This is a genomic window from Pedobacter aquae (assembly GCF_008195825.1).
GTDB classification, from domain to species: Bacteria; Bacteroidota; Bacteroidia; order Sphingobacteriales; family Sphingobacteriaceae; genus Pseudopedobacter; species Pseudopedobacter aquae.
This window is the reverse complement of the sequence record NZ_CP043329.1, coordinates 284862-302428: the sequence shown is the minus strand read 5'-3', so window position 1 is coordinate 302428 and position 17567 is coordinate 284862. Positions and strand designations below refer to the sequence as shown.

Below are 17567 nucleotides of genomic sequence, written 5' to 3'. Positions count from 1 at the left end.
GTAATTGATGTGTTAAGAAAAGGTTAAGACTTAATCTTAATATCTGATGTTGAACCTCTTTAAAATAAAATGGAGTAACCAAATAGGCCCAACCAATAAAAACTTCAAATCTGTAATAAAAGAAGGCTTTTTGCCTTCCATTTTATGCCCTATAAATTGCCCTATCCAAGATAAGATAAATATTGCCAAGCTTACTTGCCATAATGCTGGGCCACCTGCTTGCTCTACATATTCTAGCTGTACAATAAAATAATACATGCCACCCACTACAAATAACATCAAATAAGAAAGCAAAGGTGATAGTTTTAAATAGTAATAGATGCTACCTGCCAGTAAAAAAGAAAACCAATTGATGTAAGTATTATATTTCCCTAAAAAGGCAATATACGGAAAAGGTATGGCGGTTACTAAACCTATAATGCTAAACAAAATAAGGGGTACACATATCCAATGAATAAGTTTATTTGTTGGATGTTGATGTGATTTTGAATACTCATCAAACAAAACGTCTACCTCTCTTTTTTCTTCTTGATTTACTTTAGCCATTTCATTTTCATATAAAAGAGGTTGTCTCCATCATTATATTTATCACATTGAGCAGACCTTTGTTGTCATCCTGAGCGAAGTAGAAGGATAAGAAAAAGGTTCTACTCCGCTCAGCCTGACACAAAATGGTGATTTGAGACAGCCTCTTGAAATTACTTGTTCAAGTTTCAAATATCTGAATACTTTATACTCTGTACTTTTTACTTTCTACCCTATACTTATTTCGCGTAAGCTACAGATCTGGTTTCTCTGATAACCGTAACCTTAATTTGACCAGGATAAGTCATTTCAGTTTGAATTCTGTTAGAGATATCAGCTGCTAAAATTTCAGATTGCGCATCACTTATTTTTTCACTTTCCACCACTACCCTTAGCTCTCTACCTGCTTGTATAGCAAAAGTTTTCTCTACGCCAGGGTAAGATAAAGCTAAGCTTTCTAACTCTTTTAGTCTTCTGATATAGCTTTCTACTACCTCTCTTCTTGCACCTGGTCTTGCACCAGAAATGGCATCGCAAGCTTGGATAATAGGAGATATCATAGAAGTCATTTCTATCTCATCATGGTGTGCACCAATAGCATTGCAAACTTCAGGATGTTCTTTATATTTTTCTGCTAGCTGCATACCTAAAATTGCGTGTGGCAATTCTGGGTTATCATCAGGCACTTTACCTATGTCATGTAATAATCCGGCTCTTTTTGCAAGTTTAGCGTTTAACCCAAGTTCTGATGCCATGGTAGCGCAGAAATTTGCTACCTCTCTAGAGTGTTGTAACAAATTCTGTCCGTAAGAAGAGCGGTAACGCATTCTGCCCACCATTCTTATCAACTCTGGGTGTAAGCCATGTATACCTAAATCAATTACGGTACGCTCGCCTATCTCAATAATTTCCTCTTCAATTTGTTTTTGAGTTTTGGCTACCACCTCTTCAATTCTGGCTGGGTGTATACGTCCGTCTGTTACCAAACGGTGAAGCGCTAAACGGGCAATTTCTCTTCTTACAGGGTCAAAACCAGAAAGTATAATAGCCTCTGGCGTATCATCAACAATAATTTCTATACCTGTTGCAGCTTCTAAAGCTCTGATATTTCTGCCTTCTCTACCTATAATTCTACCTTTAATTTCATCATTTTCGATATTGAAAATAGACACAGTATTTTCTATAGCAGATTCTGTAGCTGTACGTTGAATGGTTTGTATAACTACTTTTTTAGCTTCTTTAGCAGCAGTCATTTTGGCTTCATCAACAATATCTTTAATTTGAGCCATGGCATTGGTTCTGGCTTCTTCTTTTAAATTAGTTTCTAGTTGCGTTTTAGCTTCCTCAGCAGATAAACCAGCAATAGTTTCTAATTCTTTGATATGTTGATTTTTGATAGCCTCAACCTCTTCTTGTTTTTTAACAACAATTTCTGTTTGTTGCTCTAACTTCTTTTTAAGATTGTCAAGCTCTTGCTCTTTTCTGGTTTGATTTTCTAATTTCTGATTGAGAGACTGTTCCTTTTGTTTTAAAGTGTTCTCTCTTTGTGAAATGGCAATATTTTTTTGATTGATTTCTTGCTCGTGATCTGCTTTCATTTGCAAGAATTTCTCTTTAGCTTCTAATAATTTATTCTTTTTTAAGATTTCAGCATTATTTTCAGCATCCTTTAAAATCTTCTTTACTTTAGACTGTGCTGCTACTTCTTGCTGTTTAAGCAGCTGACGAAGTAGTACTCTTCCTGTTAAAACTCCTCCACCAAAAGCAACAATTGCAATAGCGAGGTAAATCATTATCTCCATAAAATGTCGTTAAATAAAATAAAAAAACCGCAACTAACTCTTAGATTTCATGTATTGTAAACTTCAATTACAGGTTAAAGGTACAAATAACCGAGGTGTTGCTTTTGGCAAAAAATCGGCATTATCTATACTTACCTTCAAAATATCGAAGTGTTAAGTTTTTAATAGTGAAACCTAAAATTTAACTGCGGTTAAATTTTAAAACTCTTATATAAAGAACGCTATTACTTTTGTTTAGCGAAAAAATCGTTCAATAAACTATCTAAATGATAAACTTTCTCTGCCACCTCTGTATCTTCATTACTGGCATTTTTCTCGGCCTTTATGGTTGCCGTTGCATAATACAACACACACATAGAGAGCAAATCTTGTTTATCTTTAACTGCATAATTTTCTTGAAATTCTTTTATGCGGTCATTTATTAATTTAGCAGCTCGCCTCACAACTTCCTCTTCTTCAACGTTTATCTTTAAAGGATAAACACGGTCAGCAATATTTATTTTTATGGAGATCTCTCCCATTGAGCTTAGGTTCACTACTGTATTACTTTTTCAGCAATACAATACATTTATCTATTTCCCGCACAAATTCGTTAATTTTTTTCTTGATGTCAAGTGTTTTTTCACTTGTACCCTCTAAACTCTTGGCTAGCTTTAAAACTCTAAGCTTTTCTTCCAACTCTTTTCGCTTGGTTTCACTAGTATTTAGTGCTACTTGAAGCGATTGGTTTTCAAGATTTAAAAGGTCATTATGCTCCTGTAAAGCCTTCGCTAACTCTACCAGTTTTTGGGTGCGGTCCAGAACCTGATCTAATTTTTGAGCTATTACAGACATAATATTTTAAAATTCTAAAATAAAAATTCAAAAGTTAAAATAGGAAACACAACATATATAAAAATTACTTTCTAATTTCTGCACCTATTTCTTTTTCGAAATTAGTAATTAATTTCTGCATCACCGCATCTATCTGTTTATCTGCTAAGGTTTGTTCCTCATCTTGCAAAACAAAGCTTAAAGCATAAGATTTTTTTCCTTCAGGAAGTTTATCTCCTTGGTAAACATCAAAAACGTCAACAGCTTTCAGTAATTTCTTATCTGTTTTAAGGGCTATCTTTTTCAACTGCTCAAAACTAATATCAGCATTTAGCAACATCGAGAGATCTCTTTTAACCGCAGGGAATTTAGAAATCTCCTGGTAAGTGATTTTATTATTTCTGATGATGGTAAATACTAAATCCCAATTGAAGATAGCTGCAAAAACGGTTTTATCAACATCTGCTTTCTTTAAAGCAGCGTTCTCTACTGCACCAAACCTTACTAAAGTTTTTTGTCCTTTTTTATAGGTGATACCATAAGCAAACTCACTATCTTTTAAGTCTTCTAATATCAAATTAGAAACATTTAGCTTTTGAATGATTGCATCAACTGTGGCTTTAATTTGATAGAAGCTGTATTCTTTAGCTGCATTTTGCCAGTTAGCAGGCGTTTTACCCGTTACAAAAATAGCTAAGCAATTATTTTCCTGATATTTCTCTTCTTCTAAAAAGTAAGTCTTCCCAAACTCGTACAACTTTAAATCTGCTTGTTTTCTATTGTTGTTGTATGCAATAGCTTCTAAGCCAGAGTACAACAAAGACTGTCGCATCACATCTAAATCAGAACTTAGCGGATTTAAAATTTGTACGGCTTTCTCTTCTTCTAAAGTAAAAGCCTTCTTTGTTAAAGAGTTAGATAAAATCTCGAAATATCCATTTGCTGATAATAAATCGGCAATGGTATGTTGTACCGCTTCCTTATCAGGTTTAGATGAATAGTTTAAAGAGGCATTAACTTTACCTGGTATATCGATATTATCGTAACCATAAATTCTTAATACTTCTTCTATTACATCAATTTCTCTAGTTACATCAACTTTGTAGCTTGGCACTTGTAATTGAAGTAACCTGTTCTCAGCTTTAACAATGGTAATACCTAAAGATTTAATGATACTGATGATTTCCTCATCAGGAATAACCTGTCCAATGATTTTATTTACCCTATCTAAGCTTAAATCAACCTCAAAATAAGGGTTTGGTTGTGGATAATAATCAAATATTGGAGATGAAATAGTACCCCCAGCAACTTCCTGTATCAACAAAGCCGCTCTTTTTAAAGCGTAAACAGTAATTTCTGGATCTGTACCACGCTCAAAACGGAAAGAAGAATCGGTTTTTAAACCATGTCTTTTAGCTGTTTTTCTTACGCTTACAGGGTTAAAATAAGCACTCTCTAAGAATATATTTTTTGTTGTAGCTTTTACACCTGATGTTATACCACCAAAAACTCCGGCAATACACATAGGCTCTTGAGCATTACAAATCATTAAATCATCAGCAGAAAGCTTACGCTCTACCTCATCTAAAGTTTTAAATAAAGTACCTTCTGTACATTTTTTTACAACAACTTTATTTCCTTTAATTTCATCGGCATCAAAAGCATGTAGAGGCTGCCCTAAATCATGTAAAACATAGTTGGTAACATCTACAATGTTGTTGATTGCTCTTACGCCTATAACAGCTAATTTCTCTTTTAACCAATTAGGAGATTCTTTAACTTCTATCCCGCTGATGGTTAAACCAGAATATCTTGGTGCTGCTACAGCATCTTCAATGATAACTGCTATAGCTGATATTTCTTCTGCTATTTTAAAACTATCAACAATAGGTTTTTTAATATCAATTTGTAGGTAAGCTGCTATATCACGAGCAACACCTAAATGAGAAGCGGCATCTGCCCTATTTGGCGTTAAGCCTATTTCAAAAAGAAAATCATCCTGAAGATTAAAAAATTCTTTTGCCTCTTTACCAATTGGCGCATCTTCTGGCAAAATCATGATACCATCATGCGACTTTCCTAAGCCTATTTCGTCTTCGGCACAAATCATCCCTTCTGATACTTCGCCTCTTATTTTAGATTTGTTGATTTTGAAAGGCTCGCCACTTGTTGGATGAACGGTACAACCCACCGTTGCAACTACTACTTTCTGACCAGCTGCTACGTTTGGTGCACCACAAACAATTTGTAAATCTTCGTCACTACCAACATCAACTTTCGTGATGCTTAATCTATCTGCATTAGGGTGTTGAGAGCGCTCTTTTACATAACCTATAAGCAAACCTTCTAAACCACCGGGTACTGCTTGTACACGCTCTAAACTCTCAACCTCTAAACCTATGGATGTAAGTAAGGTCGAAATTTCTTCGGGCTTTAAATCTGTATCTAGGAATTGTTTTAACCAACTGTATGATATCTTCATGTATTTGTATTTTCGCGAAAGCGCAAAAATAGGAAATAAAGCTTAACGAGGAAAATATTAGCAAAGAGAGGCTATCATTAAGTTTTGCTAAAGCTATTCATGGCTAGCCTTTATAACTCTCCTACATCAGCAAAGCTGTAATATTTCTTATCACAGAAAATAACATGGTCTAAGATTGAAATATCTAACATTCTACCTGCTTCAACAATTTTTTTGGTGAGTTTAATATCTGCCGGGCTTGGTTTTAGATTTCCTGAAGGATGATTATGAGCCAAGATAATACTAGCAGCGTTATGTTCTAAAGCAGCTTTAAATATAATTTTTGGATCTGCTACAGTACCAGCCAAACCACCTTTAGAAATTAAGATTTTATTGATGATGGCATTTCTTTTATTGAGCAAAATAATCCAGAACTCCTCATGCAATAAATCTGCGAAATATGGTTCTAAAACATGAAATATATCGGAAGAACTAAAAACACATTTCAATTCTGGTGTATCAACTTCTTTTCTTCTTCTGCCTAGTTCTAAGGCCGCAATAATGGAAATAGCTTTGGCTTCTCCGATACCTTTAAATTTAGATAGTTCTTGTACGCTGAGTTTCCCTAAAGTATTGAGGTTATTTTGATAGCTGTTTAAGATTCTTTTACTTAAATCTACTGCTGATTCTGATCTGCTGCCCGAACCTATTAAAATGGCAATAAGTTCTGCATCTGACAAAGATCTTCTGCCTTGTGCTAATAATTTTTCTCGCGGACGGTCTTCTTCTGCCCATGTGGTAATAGGCAAGTTTTGTTCATAGGTTGATTTCATTAATTAAAAATACAAAAACCTATGAAAACACAAATAAAAAGGCGGATTTTAATTAAAAAAATCCGCCTCTTCAGATAAAAGGAATATCTATATCTTATAAAGAGTTAACAAATTTAGTCAATCTTGACTTGTTGTTAGCTGCTTTGTTTTTGTGAATAACGTTCTTTTTAGCTAAACGATCTAACATAGAAGTTACTTTAGGTAATAATGCTAAAGCTTCATCTTTAGATACTGCACTACGTAATCTTTTAATAAAAGTTCTAGTAGTTTTAGCTTGATATCTGTTACGTAAACGCTTAGCTGCGTTTGATCTAATTCTTTTTAATGCCGATTTATGATTTGCCATCTTAAGCTTTTTATTCCTTTGTTAATATCTTTCCCTGTTGGGGATGCAAATATAGATTGAAAAAATTAAAATACAAAGTGTTATTCTATTTTTTTTCTCATCATTATTTACCCCCTCACTTCCATACAAAACTATTAAAATAAACCGGACTGGCAGCATAATACCGCCCTAAAGTAACATTTAGCAGAAAGTCCCGAAGGGATGAACTTCTCCATCGGACTATCGATCACTAAGAAACACAACAGAACCTTTACAAAAAATTTAAACAACAGCCTATTTAAATAAATATACAAGCCTTACATTTGGTTATGAAGAATACTAAAAAACTACTCCTCATACTTTTGCCTGCGGTAATTATACTGTGCTCTTGGGGATTTTTTGCTCATAAAAGAATTAACCGACTGGCGGTTTTTACCTTACCTAAGGATTTAATAAGCTTTTATAAAAGTAATATTAACCACATCACAGACCATGCTGTTGACCCAGATAAGCGTAGGTATGCAGATTCTTTAGAGGCGCCAAGGCATTATTTAGATGCAGATCATTATGGTAAAGCTCCTTTTGATAGCATCCCTAAGAAATGGAACGATGCGGTTAAAAAGTATACAGAAGACACTTTAAAAGCTTATGGTATTGTGCCTTGGCATATAGAACGCGTTTACTATAGGCTGGTAAAAGCTTTTAAAGACCGAGACTCGGTACAAATATTACGTCATTCTGCCGATATTGGGCATTATATTGCTGATGCACATGTGCCTTTACATACTACCGAAAACTATAATGGACAATTAACCGGGCAAACGGGTATCCATGGTTTTTGGGAAAGCAGACTGCCAGAATTATTTGCAGACCGATATGATTATTTTGTTGGTAAAGCGAAATATATTGACAATCCTTTAAATGAAGCATGGCGAATTGTAGAAAACACTTATACCATGTTAGACTCTACCCTTTTATTTGAAAAACAATTGAGTAAAAGCTTCCCTTCTGATAGAAAATACAGCTATAGTGAGCGTAATAATAAAGTTATTAAGGAATATTCTGCAGAATATTCCGAGGCTTACCATAAAGCCTTAAACGGCATGGTAGAACGGCAAATGAGAAAATCTATTTTAGCAGTAGGCAGCTTTTGGTACTCGGCTTGGGTAGATGCTGGACAACCAGATATGAAGAATTTAATCAGAAAAGACCAATCTTTAGAAGAGAAACAATTGGTTGAAAAAGAAGAACAGCTTTACCAAAAAGGGAAAGCTTTGGGGAGACCAGAAAACTAGTTTTTAAGAAGAAGCGAAATTTAAGTGAGTACTTTCTTAAATTTCGCTTCTTTTTGGGCTAACTCTTAGCTAGCCTTATTACCTTTTAATTTCGACTTTAACACCTCTATTACGGGCGGCATTATAGATAAGATGATGATAGCCAAAATAACTAAGCTAAAATTCTTTTGTATAAAGGCTAAGTTACCAAAGAAGTATCCTAGAAAGAGGAAAATCACTATCCATAAAAACGCTCCAATAACATTAAAAGAAGCAAACTTTTTATAATCCATTTCACCAATACCAGCAACAAAAGGCGCAAATGTGCGCACAATAGGAACAAATCTTGCGTAGATGATGGTTTTACCACCATGTTTTGCAAAGAAGTTTTGGGTTTTTACTAAATACTCTTTTTTAAGAAATGGTATTTTACCGTTAAATGCTCTTATGCCGTAGCGTTTCCCTAATTCGTAATTTAGAGAGTCGCCTGCAAAAGCCGCAATAAAAAGTAGTGCGGCTAACAAATAAATATTTAAACCTGTATTACCTGTACCTATTAAAGCACCAGCAGCAAACAGCAGAGAGTCGCCCGGTAAAAAAGGAGTTACCACAAAACCAGTTTCTGCAAAGATGATGAGGAATAGAATGAGGTATGTCCAAAACTGATAATCTCTGATGATTTCACTTAAATGGCGGTCTATGTGAAGTATAAAATCTATTAATTGTCTAATAAGTTCCACTGAAATTTGTTTTAATATTGAGCTATAATGGTATCGGCTCTTAAGCCTGTTCTGCTTGCAGTATCAACTAAATTGCTAACAAAAAGGGTATATATTCGGCCGTTTTCGAAATTGTACGTTGGCAAATTAAGCCATAATGTTCTATCCCTAGATGCTAAAACCTTTAAACTATAGGTTTGAGCATCCAATTCTATAAAGTTTGAAGCTGTCCTGTAAGCTGCATTGTTAAACAAAACAGTACTATCAGAATTTATAACATTAAAAGCCGGAGCATTTGGACTTAAATTGATGAATCTGAGTTTAGCTTTATTTAATGCTGGCGTATCAATATTATCTAAGGTTGCTACATAAAACAAAGAAGTATCTGCCACAGCACCCGTTAAAAACAAAGAATGACTTCTGCCGGGCTGCAAAAATATAGTCTGACTAAAAAGTGTTCTTGAACCTAGCTTTGCCTCTGCTGTAAATGTACCACTACGGGCAATGTTTACATAAGTGGTATTATCTCTGAAAGCCAAAGGAGAAGCATTTATTTTCTCTCCGTTAAGGTAAAAATCTATAGTACCAACATCAGGAGAGGCATTAATGAGCATGATACGTGTTGCCGTAGTAGGTTGCGGTATAACCTCGGTTGGGTCTGTACAAGAAACCCAGCCTAAAACTAACATACTTAAAATTACAAAAATTTGAACTCTATTTTTCATAAGGCTGCCGCCGATGTTTAACCAGTCTTAATAACGCACAAAGGTATGGCTTTTTACAAATTATTCTAAAATATAAATGGCCCGATAAATATCAGGCCATTTACTATAAAGGTATAATTAAGTAATTATGCGTAGTTGTTTAACATTACCGGCATAACCAACATTAAAATATCTTCGTTTTCGTCTTTAATACTTGGGAAAAGCAAACCTGCTCTGTTTGGAGTAGACATTTCTAAAGTAATTTCTTCGCCAGATAAGTTGTTTAACATTTCTATTAAGAACTTAGCATTGAAACCTATTTCCATATCTTCACCATCGTACTGGCAGCCAATACGCTCGTGAGCCTCGTTAGAAAAATCAATATCTTCTGAAGAGATATGTAACTCGCTACCGCTGATTTTTAATCTTACCTGATGTGTAGTTTTATTGGCAAAAATAACTACCCTTTTTAAACAGTTTAAGAATAAGCCTCTGTCTAGAGTTAATTTATTAGGGTTATTTTGAGGAATTACAGCTTCGTAATCTGGGTAACGCTCATCTATCAACCTACAAATTAAGCTGATGTTAGCAAATTTGAAGAAAGCACTAGTTGCGTTGTATTCTACCGCTACATTAACATCTTCTGCTGGTAATGATGATTTTAAAAGGTTTAAAGCTTTTTTAGGTAAGATAAAAGATGTTGCACTTTCTGCTTGTGCATCATTTCTTCTATATCTAACTAATTTATGCGCATCTGTAGCCACAAAAGTGATGTTTTGTGGAGATAACTGGCAAAAAACACCTGTCATAGCCGGACGTAATTCATCGTTACTAACAGCAAAAATGGTTTTGTTAATAGCTTCTGCTAAAACAGATGTTGGTAAATTAACCGTAGCTGCATTTTCTACCGAAGGGATTTTAGGGAAATCATCGCCGTTTTCTCCACTTAATTTATACTTACCGTCTCCGGCACTTATCTCAATAGCGAACGTTTTATCATCTACAGAGAAAGCAACTGGCTGCTCGGGTAGTGTTTTTAAGGTATCTAATAATATTTTTGATGGCACTGCAATTTTACCACCTTCCTTAGACTCTACAGCTAAAGAAGTAATCATACTGGTTTGTAAATCTGTTGCTGATATTACCAAACTGCCCTCTTTTATCTCAAATAAAAAGTTTTCTAATATGGGTAAAACAGCACTGCTGCTTAATGCGCCACTTACTGCTTGTAAATGTTTTAATAACGTTGACGTAGAAACAATGAATCTCATCTTATCGGTTGTGTTTAATGCTATTATTAAGTACCAAAAATATAAATTTTAAGCAGTATACCTGCGTTTCCTATAAATATGTTGAAAAATTCCAAAAACTACAATTAAAACAATAGGAAACAGCATATTTACGAGCTGCCATGTTAATTTCTCTTCTATAATTTTTGCTTTATCTAATAATCTAAGTTTAATTTCTTTGCTACGGAGCTTAATAAGCTCGGCATCGTTGGTTAAATAATCTGCTAAATTGAGTAAAAATGTTTTATTACCAAAGGTTTGTTGGGTGTAACGGTCATAACCCAAAGGAAAAACAGACCCATCTGTAGCGCTTATCTGATTTCTAAGTATATCACCATCACTGAATACCAACATTTTAGTAAAATTACTTTCCGGAATAAAAGCCGAAGCTGGAATACCTGCTGGTAACATTCTGTTTTTAAATATGGAAGTAAACTTACCCTCAACTAAAACACAAACAGGTTTGGGCTCGCTTTGGAAAGTTTTTGGATCTGGTGTTTGCTCTACCATGTTTAAAGAAATTAAGGTAGGCGTATTCAACTTTTTGCTAAAAGGAGATGTTGTTAATAATACTTCTTGTCTTAGACCTTCAACTGCAATGGTATCTATGGTGTTGATGAACTCGGTTTTGATACCTTCTAAATTCCTAACTATTGGATTGCTAGAAAAAGGCATTATAATAGGATAAAACAACCAAGGAACCATTTGTATTTGACCCTCTCCTGCTATATTTCCTACATTTAGCGGAATTTGCATGCAATTCATATCGCCAACCAAATCATAATTTACGCGGATGCCGTATTTAAATAATTGATCATCCAAATTCAATTTCTTGGGGAATGCTAGCTGCTCGCCATCGCCTTGCTGCATGCTATCTAATTCGGCATGTACTTGGTCTATAGCCCAAAAAACTTTACCGCCTTGCATCAGGTATTGGTCTATTTTAAATTTCTCTAACTCTGTAAATTCTTCATTAGGCTTTGGGATAATTAAAAGTTTTATCTTTTTTAAACCTTCCCAAGTGATTTCTTTTAAATCTACCCTACCTACTTCATAACCTTCTGATAAGGCTTGCATAGCGTCTTGAAGCTGCAAATCAGTAAGTTCGCCATGCCCTTCTGTTAAAGCTACACGAGGTTTGCCACCCGCTGTAATTTTTTTTATGGTTGATGTAAAAGCGTATTCTAAATTTTGGATAGAATTATTCAAAACCTCTTCAGGATTTAAGCCTATTCTGGTTTGTAAAAGTTTAACAGGTATTTCTCTACCGTTGAAACTTACCATAGCCGCAGGGAATATGAGTTTTTGCGTTAAACCGCCCTCTTGCTTAACGCTAAGGTTTGTGGGTTCTATCCCTTTATTATAAAGCTCCTCAAAAAATGCTTGTTGCTCTTGCTGATTTTTATCAGCAGCGGGGTCTATAAACTCAAATTGAAGGTTTGAGCCTGCATAGGCTTTATAATCGCCTAATAAATCTTTTGTTGCGCTTCTTAACCTTTTAAAACCAGCTGGAAAATCTCCCTCTAAATAAACTGTTACTTTTACGGGCTCTTTTAAATTGCGTAATATTTCTTCTGTGGTGGCAGATAGGGTGAATCTTTTCTCTTTGGTAAAGTCTATTCTGGTAAAGAAAAACTGAGCAAAAACTTGTACCAAAACAACGGCAAGTAATACCAGAGCTAAATGTAGCAGGTCTTTTTTCTTTTGATTTACCATTTTCTACCTCCTAAAATAGTTTTCGTAAGCACTAAAAAAATGCTAATTACACTTAAGAAGTACAATAAATCTCGGGTATCTAAAACCCCTCTACTGATAGCTTGATAATGATGATTGATACCTAAATTAATGATGATATCATCTATTTTTTGTAGAGCTAAAAGCTGGCTGATGGAATCAAATCCGCTGAAGGCGAAAAAGCTTAAAAAAACTGCAATAGTAAAAGCTATGATTTGGTTTTTAGTGATTGAGGAACAAAAAATACCTATGGCTACATAAGCCCCACCTAATAATATCAACCCGATGTAAGAACCAATGACAGCCCCAGAATCAATATTTCCTTCAACGCCCCCTAAATGATAAACGGTGTAGTAATAAATTCCGGTTGGCAGTATCGCTATTATTACCAAAGCTAAAGCTGCTAGGTATTTACCCAATACAATTTGCCAATCTGTAAGTGGCTTGGTTGCCAATAGCTCAAAAGTGCCTTCTTTTTTCTCTTCAGCTAAAGAACGCATGGTAATAGCGGGTATTAAAAACATAAATAAATACGGAGCTATGTTAAATAAGCTATCTAAACCTGCATAGCCATATTCTAAAATACTGGTATCTGGAAAAAGCCATAAAAACAAGCCCATTGCGGTAAGAAAAATCACGATAGTGATGTAAGCTACCAATGAGCTGAAATAAGAATTAAGTTCTTTTATAAATATCGTTAGCATTAATTCTCTTTGGTTAAAGCCACAAATATAGGTTCAATATTTTGGGTATGATGCTTTTGTAATAGTGTTTCTAAACGGTCGTTAGCCACAATTTTACCTTTATTGATGATGATGACATCGTCACAAATGGCCTCTACTTCTTGCATAATATGGGTTGATAAGATAACGGTTTTAGTTTTCCCTAAATCTTTAATCAACTTTCTAATTTCTATGAGTTGGTTTGGGTCTAGGCCCGATGTTGGTTCATCTAAAATAAGTACTTCAGGATCATGAATGATAGCTTGTGCCAAGCCAACCCTTTGTTTATACCCTTTTGATAGCTGGCCAATTTTCTTATGCTGCTCTGGCCCTAAACCTGTAAGCTGTATAACTTCCTGAATACGTTTTTTAATATTTTTTATTTGATGAATATCGCAAACAAAGGTCAGAAACTCTTTTACATACATTTCTGGATATAAAGGATTACTTTCTGGCAAATAACCGATATGCTTTTTAGCATCAAGGGTATGGGTATTTACATCAAAACCACAAACACTAGCATTTCCGGAGGTTTGGGGTAAATAACCTGTTAAAATTTTCATGGTTGTAGATTTACCTGCACCATTAGGCCCAAGAAAACCCAATACCCTTCCAGGGAAAGCCTCAAAAGAAATTCCGTTAACCGCTTTTTGAACGCCGTAAATTTTAAATAAACCCGATACCTTTACAGACATGGCGCAATTTAACAATTTGCCCTTATGTTAGGCGAAAATTATTAAAGCTTAGCTTCTTTTACCATCAAATTAAGAGTGCCTGCTGCTGATGGCTTTATTAAACTAAGGTTGATACGGTAAATATGATCTCCCCAATTACGTTTTACGCTTTTATCTTCTGGGATACCTAATTTTACTTTTTCTATGCTAGCGTTTAATAAAGAAGCCTCGTATTGGATGGCAAAATCTTTCTTAACACCATCTTTTTCATATTTGATGATGATTAAGCCAGGCGATTTTACTTCTGCCGGATAACAAGTCATTAAATGATTGATAAAACCACCCTCAGCTTTTAATTGATAAGTATCTTTAATCTGGATATTTTTCCCTCTATTTAAGGTAATAGCCCTTTTCCAACTTATTAAACCAGCTTCTTTAGGGTAAGATTTAGCAATATCTAAAGCGAAAACAGCTTTTGATTTATCATCTGCAAAGCTTAAATCTGTGGCTTTAAAATCTTTACCCGGACTTTGTACACAACCATTTACAGTTGGGGTGTTATGGTAATTGGAAGCATTAAACCAAATGTCATACCTATCATCAGAGAAAGTTCTTCTGGTATAAGTACCGCTTCCTACGTCTATCAATAAAGGATTTCCATCAACATAAACAATAAAATTACCAATATCATTATGGTTATGGCTTTCATCATTATGGCCGCCTTTTGCGGCAAGGGTAAATCCTTTGGTGCTGCCCGCTTTATCACGAGCTAGCATTACCTCGGTTTCTGGCAACCAAACACTTTTAGGAAGCGGAAGCTGTTTAGGTACATTCTTTAATTCTTCATCTAAGAAAAGTTCAAAGAAATTTCTAAAGATATGAAATCTAGAAACTTTGGTGCCTGGTTTGTAATAATAGGCTCCAAATCTCTTCATATTTTCATCGTTTATGGCTTTCCCAAAACGATAAATCATAGGAGCATCCATACTCGGTTTTGGGTTCGCATCAGCAAAATTGATAAAATAGGTTTCACTAATTTGTGCTTTATAAATAAACGCAGCCATATTCTTCACCTTTTCATCCTGATAAGTATAGCTAAAAGCATTATTGGTGGCTAAGTTTAAAAGAGAAAGGTTATCATACAAAGATGCTGCGGCAGCACCCCAATAGCCTGGGCCTTCATCGCAACCGCCATCTAAAGGATATGGATTTAAGAAATTATCTAAAACACTTAAGATCTTATGTACAGCTTCTGCTCTTTTATCTTCATTCTTTTCTATCAATAAAACTGTATTTAACCAGTTAGAGCAAATCCATGGATTCCAGTTATTAGGTCTTCTACCGTCGGCATTATTCCCCATAAACCCATGATTTTTTGTCATTAATGGAGTTAAAACTCTTTGATTAATCTCAAAATAAATACGCTTTCTTATTTGCGGTGAAACTTTATCGAGTTTTTCTGCCAGGTAGTAATCAATCCAAGAAAGTAAGGTTGCGGTTTCTGCTGCAAATAAATCAACAAACGGTTCAGACACATCAACCAAGCCAGAATTTTCCTTTTTCTTTGGTAAATGAGCGGATACTCCCCAGAAAGATTCTTCGCTAATAGACCAAATACCATCAATGATTTGATCTGTAAAGCGACCTTTATTTTCATAAATCTCAGCAAACAACAATGTCAATAACACCTCTCGTTTTTTGAAACTTATATTTTGGTATTCTTCCCTATCGCCAGTTCTTTCTATCAATAAAGAAACCGTAGCAGGTATAGAAGGCCACGAGTAATTGAGATAGGTTTCTGCTTTCGCCAGGTTATCTTTTAAATTCACCTGATTTGCTTTAGCCCATTCTTGGCGCTCTTGAATTTTGGGAAATGGTTTCCATGTAGATTGCGAGATGAGTAACTTCTTTAAAGCTTCCGTATTGTATTTGCCACTAAGTAAATTTTGGGCAACTACTTGTTGCAAGCTTGCTATGAAAAAAATAGCAAGTAATAATTTTTTCATATTGTTGATTTAAAATTGGTGGTGCTAATATATTATTATTCAGCGAGGTTTATAAACAGGCCTTTATCAATACCTTAAAAAAATTTAGCATAAAATAGAGTTAAAAATTACTGCAATGTTATATTTGCAGCATCATGGCAAAAAATAACGACGAACTTTTTAAAAATGTAATATCACACGCTAAAGAATACGGTTTTGTTTTCCAAAGCAGTGAAATATATGACGGACTTAGTGCTGTTTATGATTATGGGCAACTAGGTGCCGAATTGAAAAACAACATCAAAACCTACTGGTGGAAAGCCATGGTGCAAATGAATGAAAATATTGTAGGTATTGATTCTGCAATTTTTATGCACCCCAAAATATGGAAAGCCAGCGGACACGTAGATGGTTTTAACGATCCTATGATTGATAATAAAGACTCTAAAAAACGTTACAGAGCCGACCAATTATTGGAAGATAAAATCAGCAGGTACGAGAAAGACGGTAAAACTGATAAAGCTGAAAAACTTCAGCATGATATGGATGAAGCTTTAAAAGCCGAAGATTTACCACGCTTAAAAGCTTTGATAGAAGAACATGAAATTGTTTGTCCGGTGTCTGGCACTAGAAATTGGACTGATGTGCGTCAGTTTAACCTGATGTTTTCTACCCAAATGGGCGCTATGGCAGATGGTTCTGATGAGGTTTATTTAAGACCAGAAACTGCACAAGGTATATTCGTGAATTTTTTAAATGTTCAAAAATCTGGGAGGATGAAAATACCTTTCGGAATTGCTCAAATTGGTAAAGCTTTCAGAAATGAAGTTATTGCCCGTCAGTTTATCATGCGTATGCGTGAGTTTGAACAAATGGAAATGCAATTTTTTGTACGCCCTGGTACTGAGATGGAATGGTACAAACATTGGAAAGAAACCCGTTTAAAATGGCATTTGGCAGTAGGCACAAATCCGGATAAATACCGTTTTCATGACCATACTAAGCTAGCACATTATGCAAATGCAGCTGTAGATATTGAATTTGAATTCCCTTTTGGTTTTAAAGAAGTTGAAGGTATACACTCTAGAACAGATTTTGATTTAAGTCAGCACCAAGAGTTTTCTGGTAAAAAAATGCAGTTTTTTGATCCGGAGATTAACCAAAACTACGTCCCTTATGTTATAGAAACTTCTATTGGTTTAGACCGTTTCTTTTTGCTTACGCTGATAAACTCTTTTGAAGAGCAAGATTTAAGTACAGCTGATAAACAAGACTCTAGAAGTGTTTTACATTTGCATCCGGCTTTAGCACCATATAAAGCTGCAGTTTTACCATTAACTAAAAAAGATGGTTTACCAGAAAAAGCTAGAGAAATTATGAACCGTTTAAAATTAGATTTTAACATGGCTTATGATGAAAAAGATTCTATTGGTAAACGTTATAGAAGACAAGACGCTATTGGCACACCTTTCTGTATTACGGTAGATCATCAAAGTTTAGAAGATAATACGGTAACCATAAGACATAGAGATAGTATGGAGCAAGAACGCGTTGCTGTTGATGAATTAGAAAACATCATTGCCAAACTTGTAAGTTGGAAAAATATATTGAACTAAGTTTTCATTAAAAATAAAGACAAGGGATGAAGAAATTTATCCCTTTTTTTATGCTAAAAAGTAATAAGAAAGTTAAAAAATTAAAAAACAG

At 34.8% G+C, this 17567-nt stretch carries 16 protein-coding genes; 2 read left to right on the top strand and 14 right to left on the bottom strand.

Annotation, left to right across the window (positions count from 1 at the left end; genetic code table 11):
• Positions 1-36: 36 nt before the first annotated feature.
• The 7 genes from FYC62_RS01345 to rpsT all read right to left on the bottom strand — a co-directional run bounded on the left by FYC62_RS01345 (position 37) and on the right by rpsT (position 6780).
• Positions 37-546, bottom strand: coding sequence for an Mpo1 family 2-hydroxy fatty acid dioxygenase (locus FYC62_RS01345; protein WP_149073650.1), 510 nt, complete (start codon positions 544-546; stop codon positions 37-39).
• 218 nt (positions 547-764) lie between these two features.
• The gene (rny, locus tag FYC62_RS01340; protein WP_026902910.1) at positions 765-2327 is read right to left on the bottom strand and encodes a ribonuclease Y; all 1563 of its coding nucleotides are present in this window, start codon (positions 2325-2327) and stop codon (positions 765-767) included.
• A 224-nt stretch (positions 2328-2551) separates the two neighbouring features.
• Positions 2552-2848, bottom strand: a complete 297-nt coding sequence (locus FYC62_RS01335; protein ID WP_026902909.1) for a cell division protein ZapA — start codon at positions 2846-2848, stop codon at positions 2552-2554.
• 22 nt (positions 2849-2870) lie between these two features.
• Positions 2871-3161, bottom strand: a complete 291-nt coding sequence (locus tag FYC62_RS01330; RefSeq protein WP_026902908.1) for a phenylalanyl-tRNA synthetase subunit beta — start codon at positions 3159-3161, stop codon at positions 2871-2873.
• 64 nt (positions 3162-3225) lie between these two features.
• The gene (gene pheT / locus FYC62_RS01325) at positions 3226-5622 is read right to left on the bottom strand and encodes a phenylalanine--tRNA ligase subunit beta (RefSeq protein WP_149073649.1); all 2397 of its coding nucleotides are present in this window, start codon (positions 5620-5622) and stop codon (positions 3226-3228) included.
• A 110-nt stretch (positions 5623-5732) separates the two neighbouring features.
• Positions 5733-6434 carry a RadC family protein gene (radC, locus tag FYC62_RS01320; RefSeq protein ID WP_039449643.1) on the bottom strand — a complete coding sequence of 234 codons (702 nt, stop codon included), beginning with the start codon at positions 6432-6434 and terminating at the stop codon, positions 5733-5735.
• 94 nt (positions 6435-6528) lie between these two features.
• Positions 6529-6780, bottom strand: coding sequence for a 30S ribosomal protein S20 (gene rpsT, locus FYC62_RS01315; RefSeq protein ID WP_026902905.1), 252 nt, complete (start codon positions 6778-6780; stop codon positions 6529-6531).
• Positions 6781-7088: 308 nt separating this feature from the next.
• Between rpsT and FYC62_RS01310 the strand changes: the two genes are divergently transcribed.
• Entirely contained in the window at positions 7089-8054 is a 966-nt protein-coding gene (locus FYC62_RS01310; RefSeq protein ID WP_149073648.1) for a zinc dependent phospholipase C family protein, read from the top strand.
• Positions 8055-8119: 65 nt separating this feature from the next.
• Here FYC62_RS01310 and FYC62_RS01305 read toward each other — a convergent pair whose 3' ends face one another.
• The 7 genes from FYC62_RS01305 to FYC62_RS01275 all read right to left on the bottom strand — a co-directional run bounded on the left by FYC62_RS01305 (position 8120) and on the right by FYC62_RS01275 (position 15881).
• A complete protein-coding gene (locus FYC62_RS01305; protein WP_149073647.1) occupies positions 8120-8773 on the bottom strand; it encodes a DedA family protein in 654 nt (217 codons plus the stop codon).
• An 11-nt stretch (positions 8774-8784) separates the two neighbouring features.
• Positions 8785-9477 (bottom strand): DUF4397 domain-containing protein, encoded by a 693-nt coding sequence (locus tag FYC62_RS01300; protein ID WP_149073646.1) that lies wholly within the window; start codon positions 9475-9477, stop codon positions 8785-8787.
• A gap of 125 nt (positions 9478-9602) precedes the next feature.
• Positions 9603-10727 carry a DNA polymerase III subunit beta gene (gene dnaN, locus FYC62_RS01295; RefSeq protein ID WP_039449654.1) on the bottom strand — a complete coding sequence of 375 codons (1125 nt, stop codon included), beginning with the start codon at positions 10725-10727 and terminating at the stop codon, positions 9603-9605.
• Between the two features lie 48 nt (positions 10728-10775).
• Complete coding sequence (gldG, locus tag FYC62_RS01290; protein WP_149073645.1) at positions 10776-12461, bottom strand: gliding motility-associated ABC transporter substrate-binding protein GldG; 1686 nt, start codon at positions 12459-12461, stop codon at positions 10776-10778.
• A complete protein-coding gene (gene gldF, locus FYC62_RS01285; protein ID WP_149073644.1) occupies positions 12455-13183 on the bottom strand; it encodes a gliding motility-associated ABC transporter permease subunit GldF in 729 nt (242 codons plus the stop codon). The genes gldG and gldF overlap by 7 nt, the downstream gene beginning before the upstream one ends.
• Complete coding sequence (locus FYC62_RS01280) at positions 13183-13896, bottom strand: ATP-binding cassette domain-containing protein (protein WP_149073643.1); 714 nt, start codon at positions 13894-13896, stop codon at positions 13183-13185. The genes gldF and FYC62_RS01280 overlap by 1 nt, the downstream gene beginning before the upstream one ends.
• A 41-nt stretch (positions 13897-13937) precedes the next feature.
• Positions 13938-15881: a heparinase II/III domain-containing protein gene (locus FYC62_RS01275; protein ID WP_149073642.1), complete on the bottom strand. Its 1944-nt coding sequence runs from the start codon at positions 15879-15881 to the stop codon at positions 13938-13940.
• 134 nt (positions 15882-16015) lie between these two features.
• Between FYC62_RS01275 and FYC62_RS01270 the strand changes: the two genes are divergently transcribed.
• Positions 16016-17476, top strand: a complete 1461-nt coding sequence (locus tag FYC62_RS01270; protein ID WP_039449672.1) for a glycine--tRNA ligase — start codon at positions 16016-16018, stop codon at positions 17474-17476.
• Positions 17477-17567 lie beyond the last annotated feature (91 nt).

Coding starts and splice junctions, on each gene's coding strand:
- FYC62_RS01300 (WP_149073646.1), bottom strand. CDS start 9,477: ATGAAAAATAGAGTTCAAATTTTTGTAATTTTAAGTATGTTAGTTTTA.
- FYC62_RS01345 (WP_149073650.1), bottom strand. CDS start 546: ATGGCTAAAGTAAATCAAGAAGAAAAAAGAGAGGTAGACGTTTTGTTT.
- dnaN (WP_039449654.1), bottom strand. CDS start 10,727: ATGAGATTCATTGTTTCTACGTCAACGTTATTAAAACATTTACAAGCA.
- pheT (WP_149073649.1), bottom strand. CDS start 5,622: ATGAAGATATCATACAGTTGGTTAAAACAATTCCTAGATACAGATTTA.
- FYC62_RS01270 (WP_039449672.1), top strand. CDS start 16,016: ATGGCAAAAAATAACGACGAACTTTTTAAAAATGTAATATCACACGCT.
- FYC62_RS01310 (WP_149073648.1), top strand. CDS start 7,089: ATGAAGAATACTAAAAAACTACTCCTCATACTTTTGCCTGCGGTAATT.
- FYC62_RS01280 (WP_149073643.1), bottom strand. CDS start 13,896: ATGTCTGTAAAGGTATCGGGTTTATTTAAAATTTACGGCGTTCAAAAA.
- FYC62_RS01330 (WP_026902908.1), bottom strand. CDS start 3,161: ATGTCTGTAATAGCTCAAAAATTAGATCAGGTTCTGGACCGCACCCAA.
- rpsT (WP_026902905.1), bottom strand. CDS start 6,780: ATGGCAAATCATAAATCGGCATTAAAAAGAATTAGATCAAACGCAGCT.
- FYC62_RS01275 (WP_149073642.1), bottom strand. CDS start 15,881: ATGAAAAAATTATTACTTGCTATTTTTTTCATAGCAAGCTTGCAACAA.
- gldG (WP_149073645.1), bottom strand. CDS start 12,461: ATGGTAAATCAAAAGAAAAAAGACCTGCTACATTTAGCTCTGGTATTA.
- gldF (WP_149073644.1), bottom strand. CDS start 13,183: ATGCTAACGATATTTATAAAAGAACTTAATTCTTATTTCAGCTCATTG.
- radC (WP_039449643.1), bottom strand. CDS start 6,434: ATGAAATCAACCTATGAACAAAACTTGCCTATTACCACATGGGCAGAA.
- rny (WP_026902910.1), bottom strand. CDS start 2,327: ATGGAGATAATGATTTACCTCGCTATTGCAATTGTTGCTTTTGGTGGA.
- FYC62_RS01335 (WP_026902909.1), bottom strand. CDS start 2,848: ATGGGAGAGATCTCCATAAAAATAAATATTGCTGACCGTGTTTATCCT.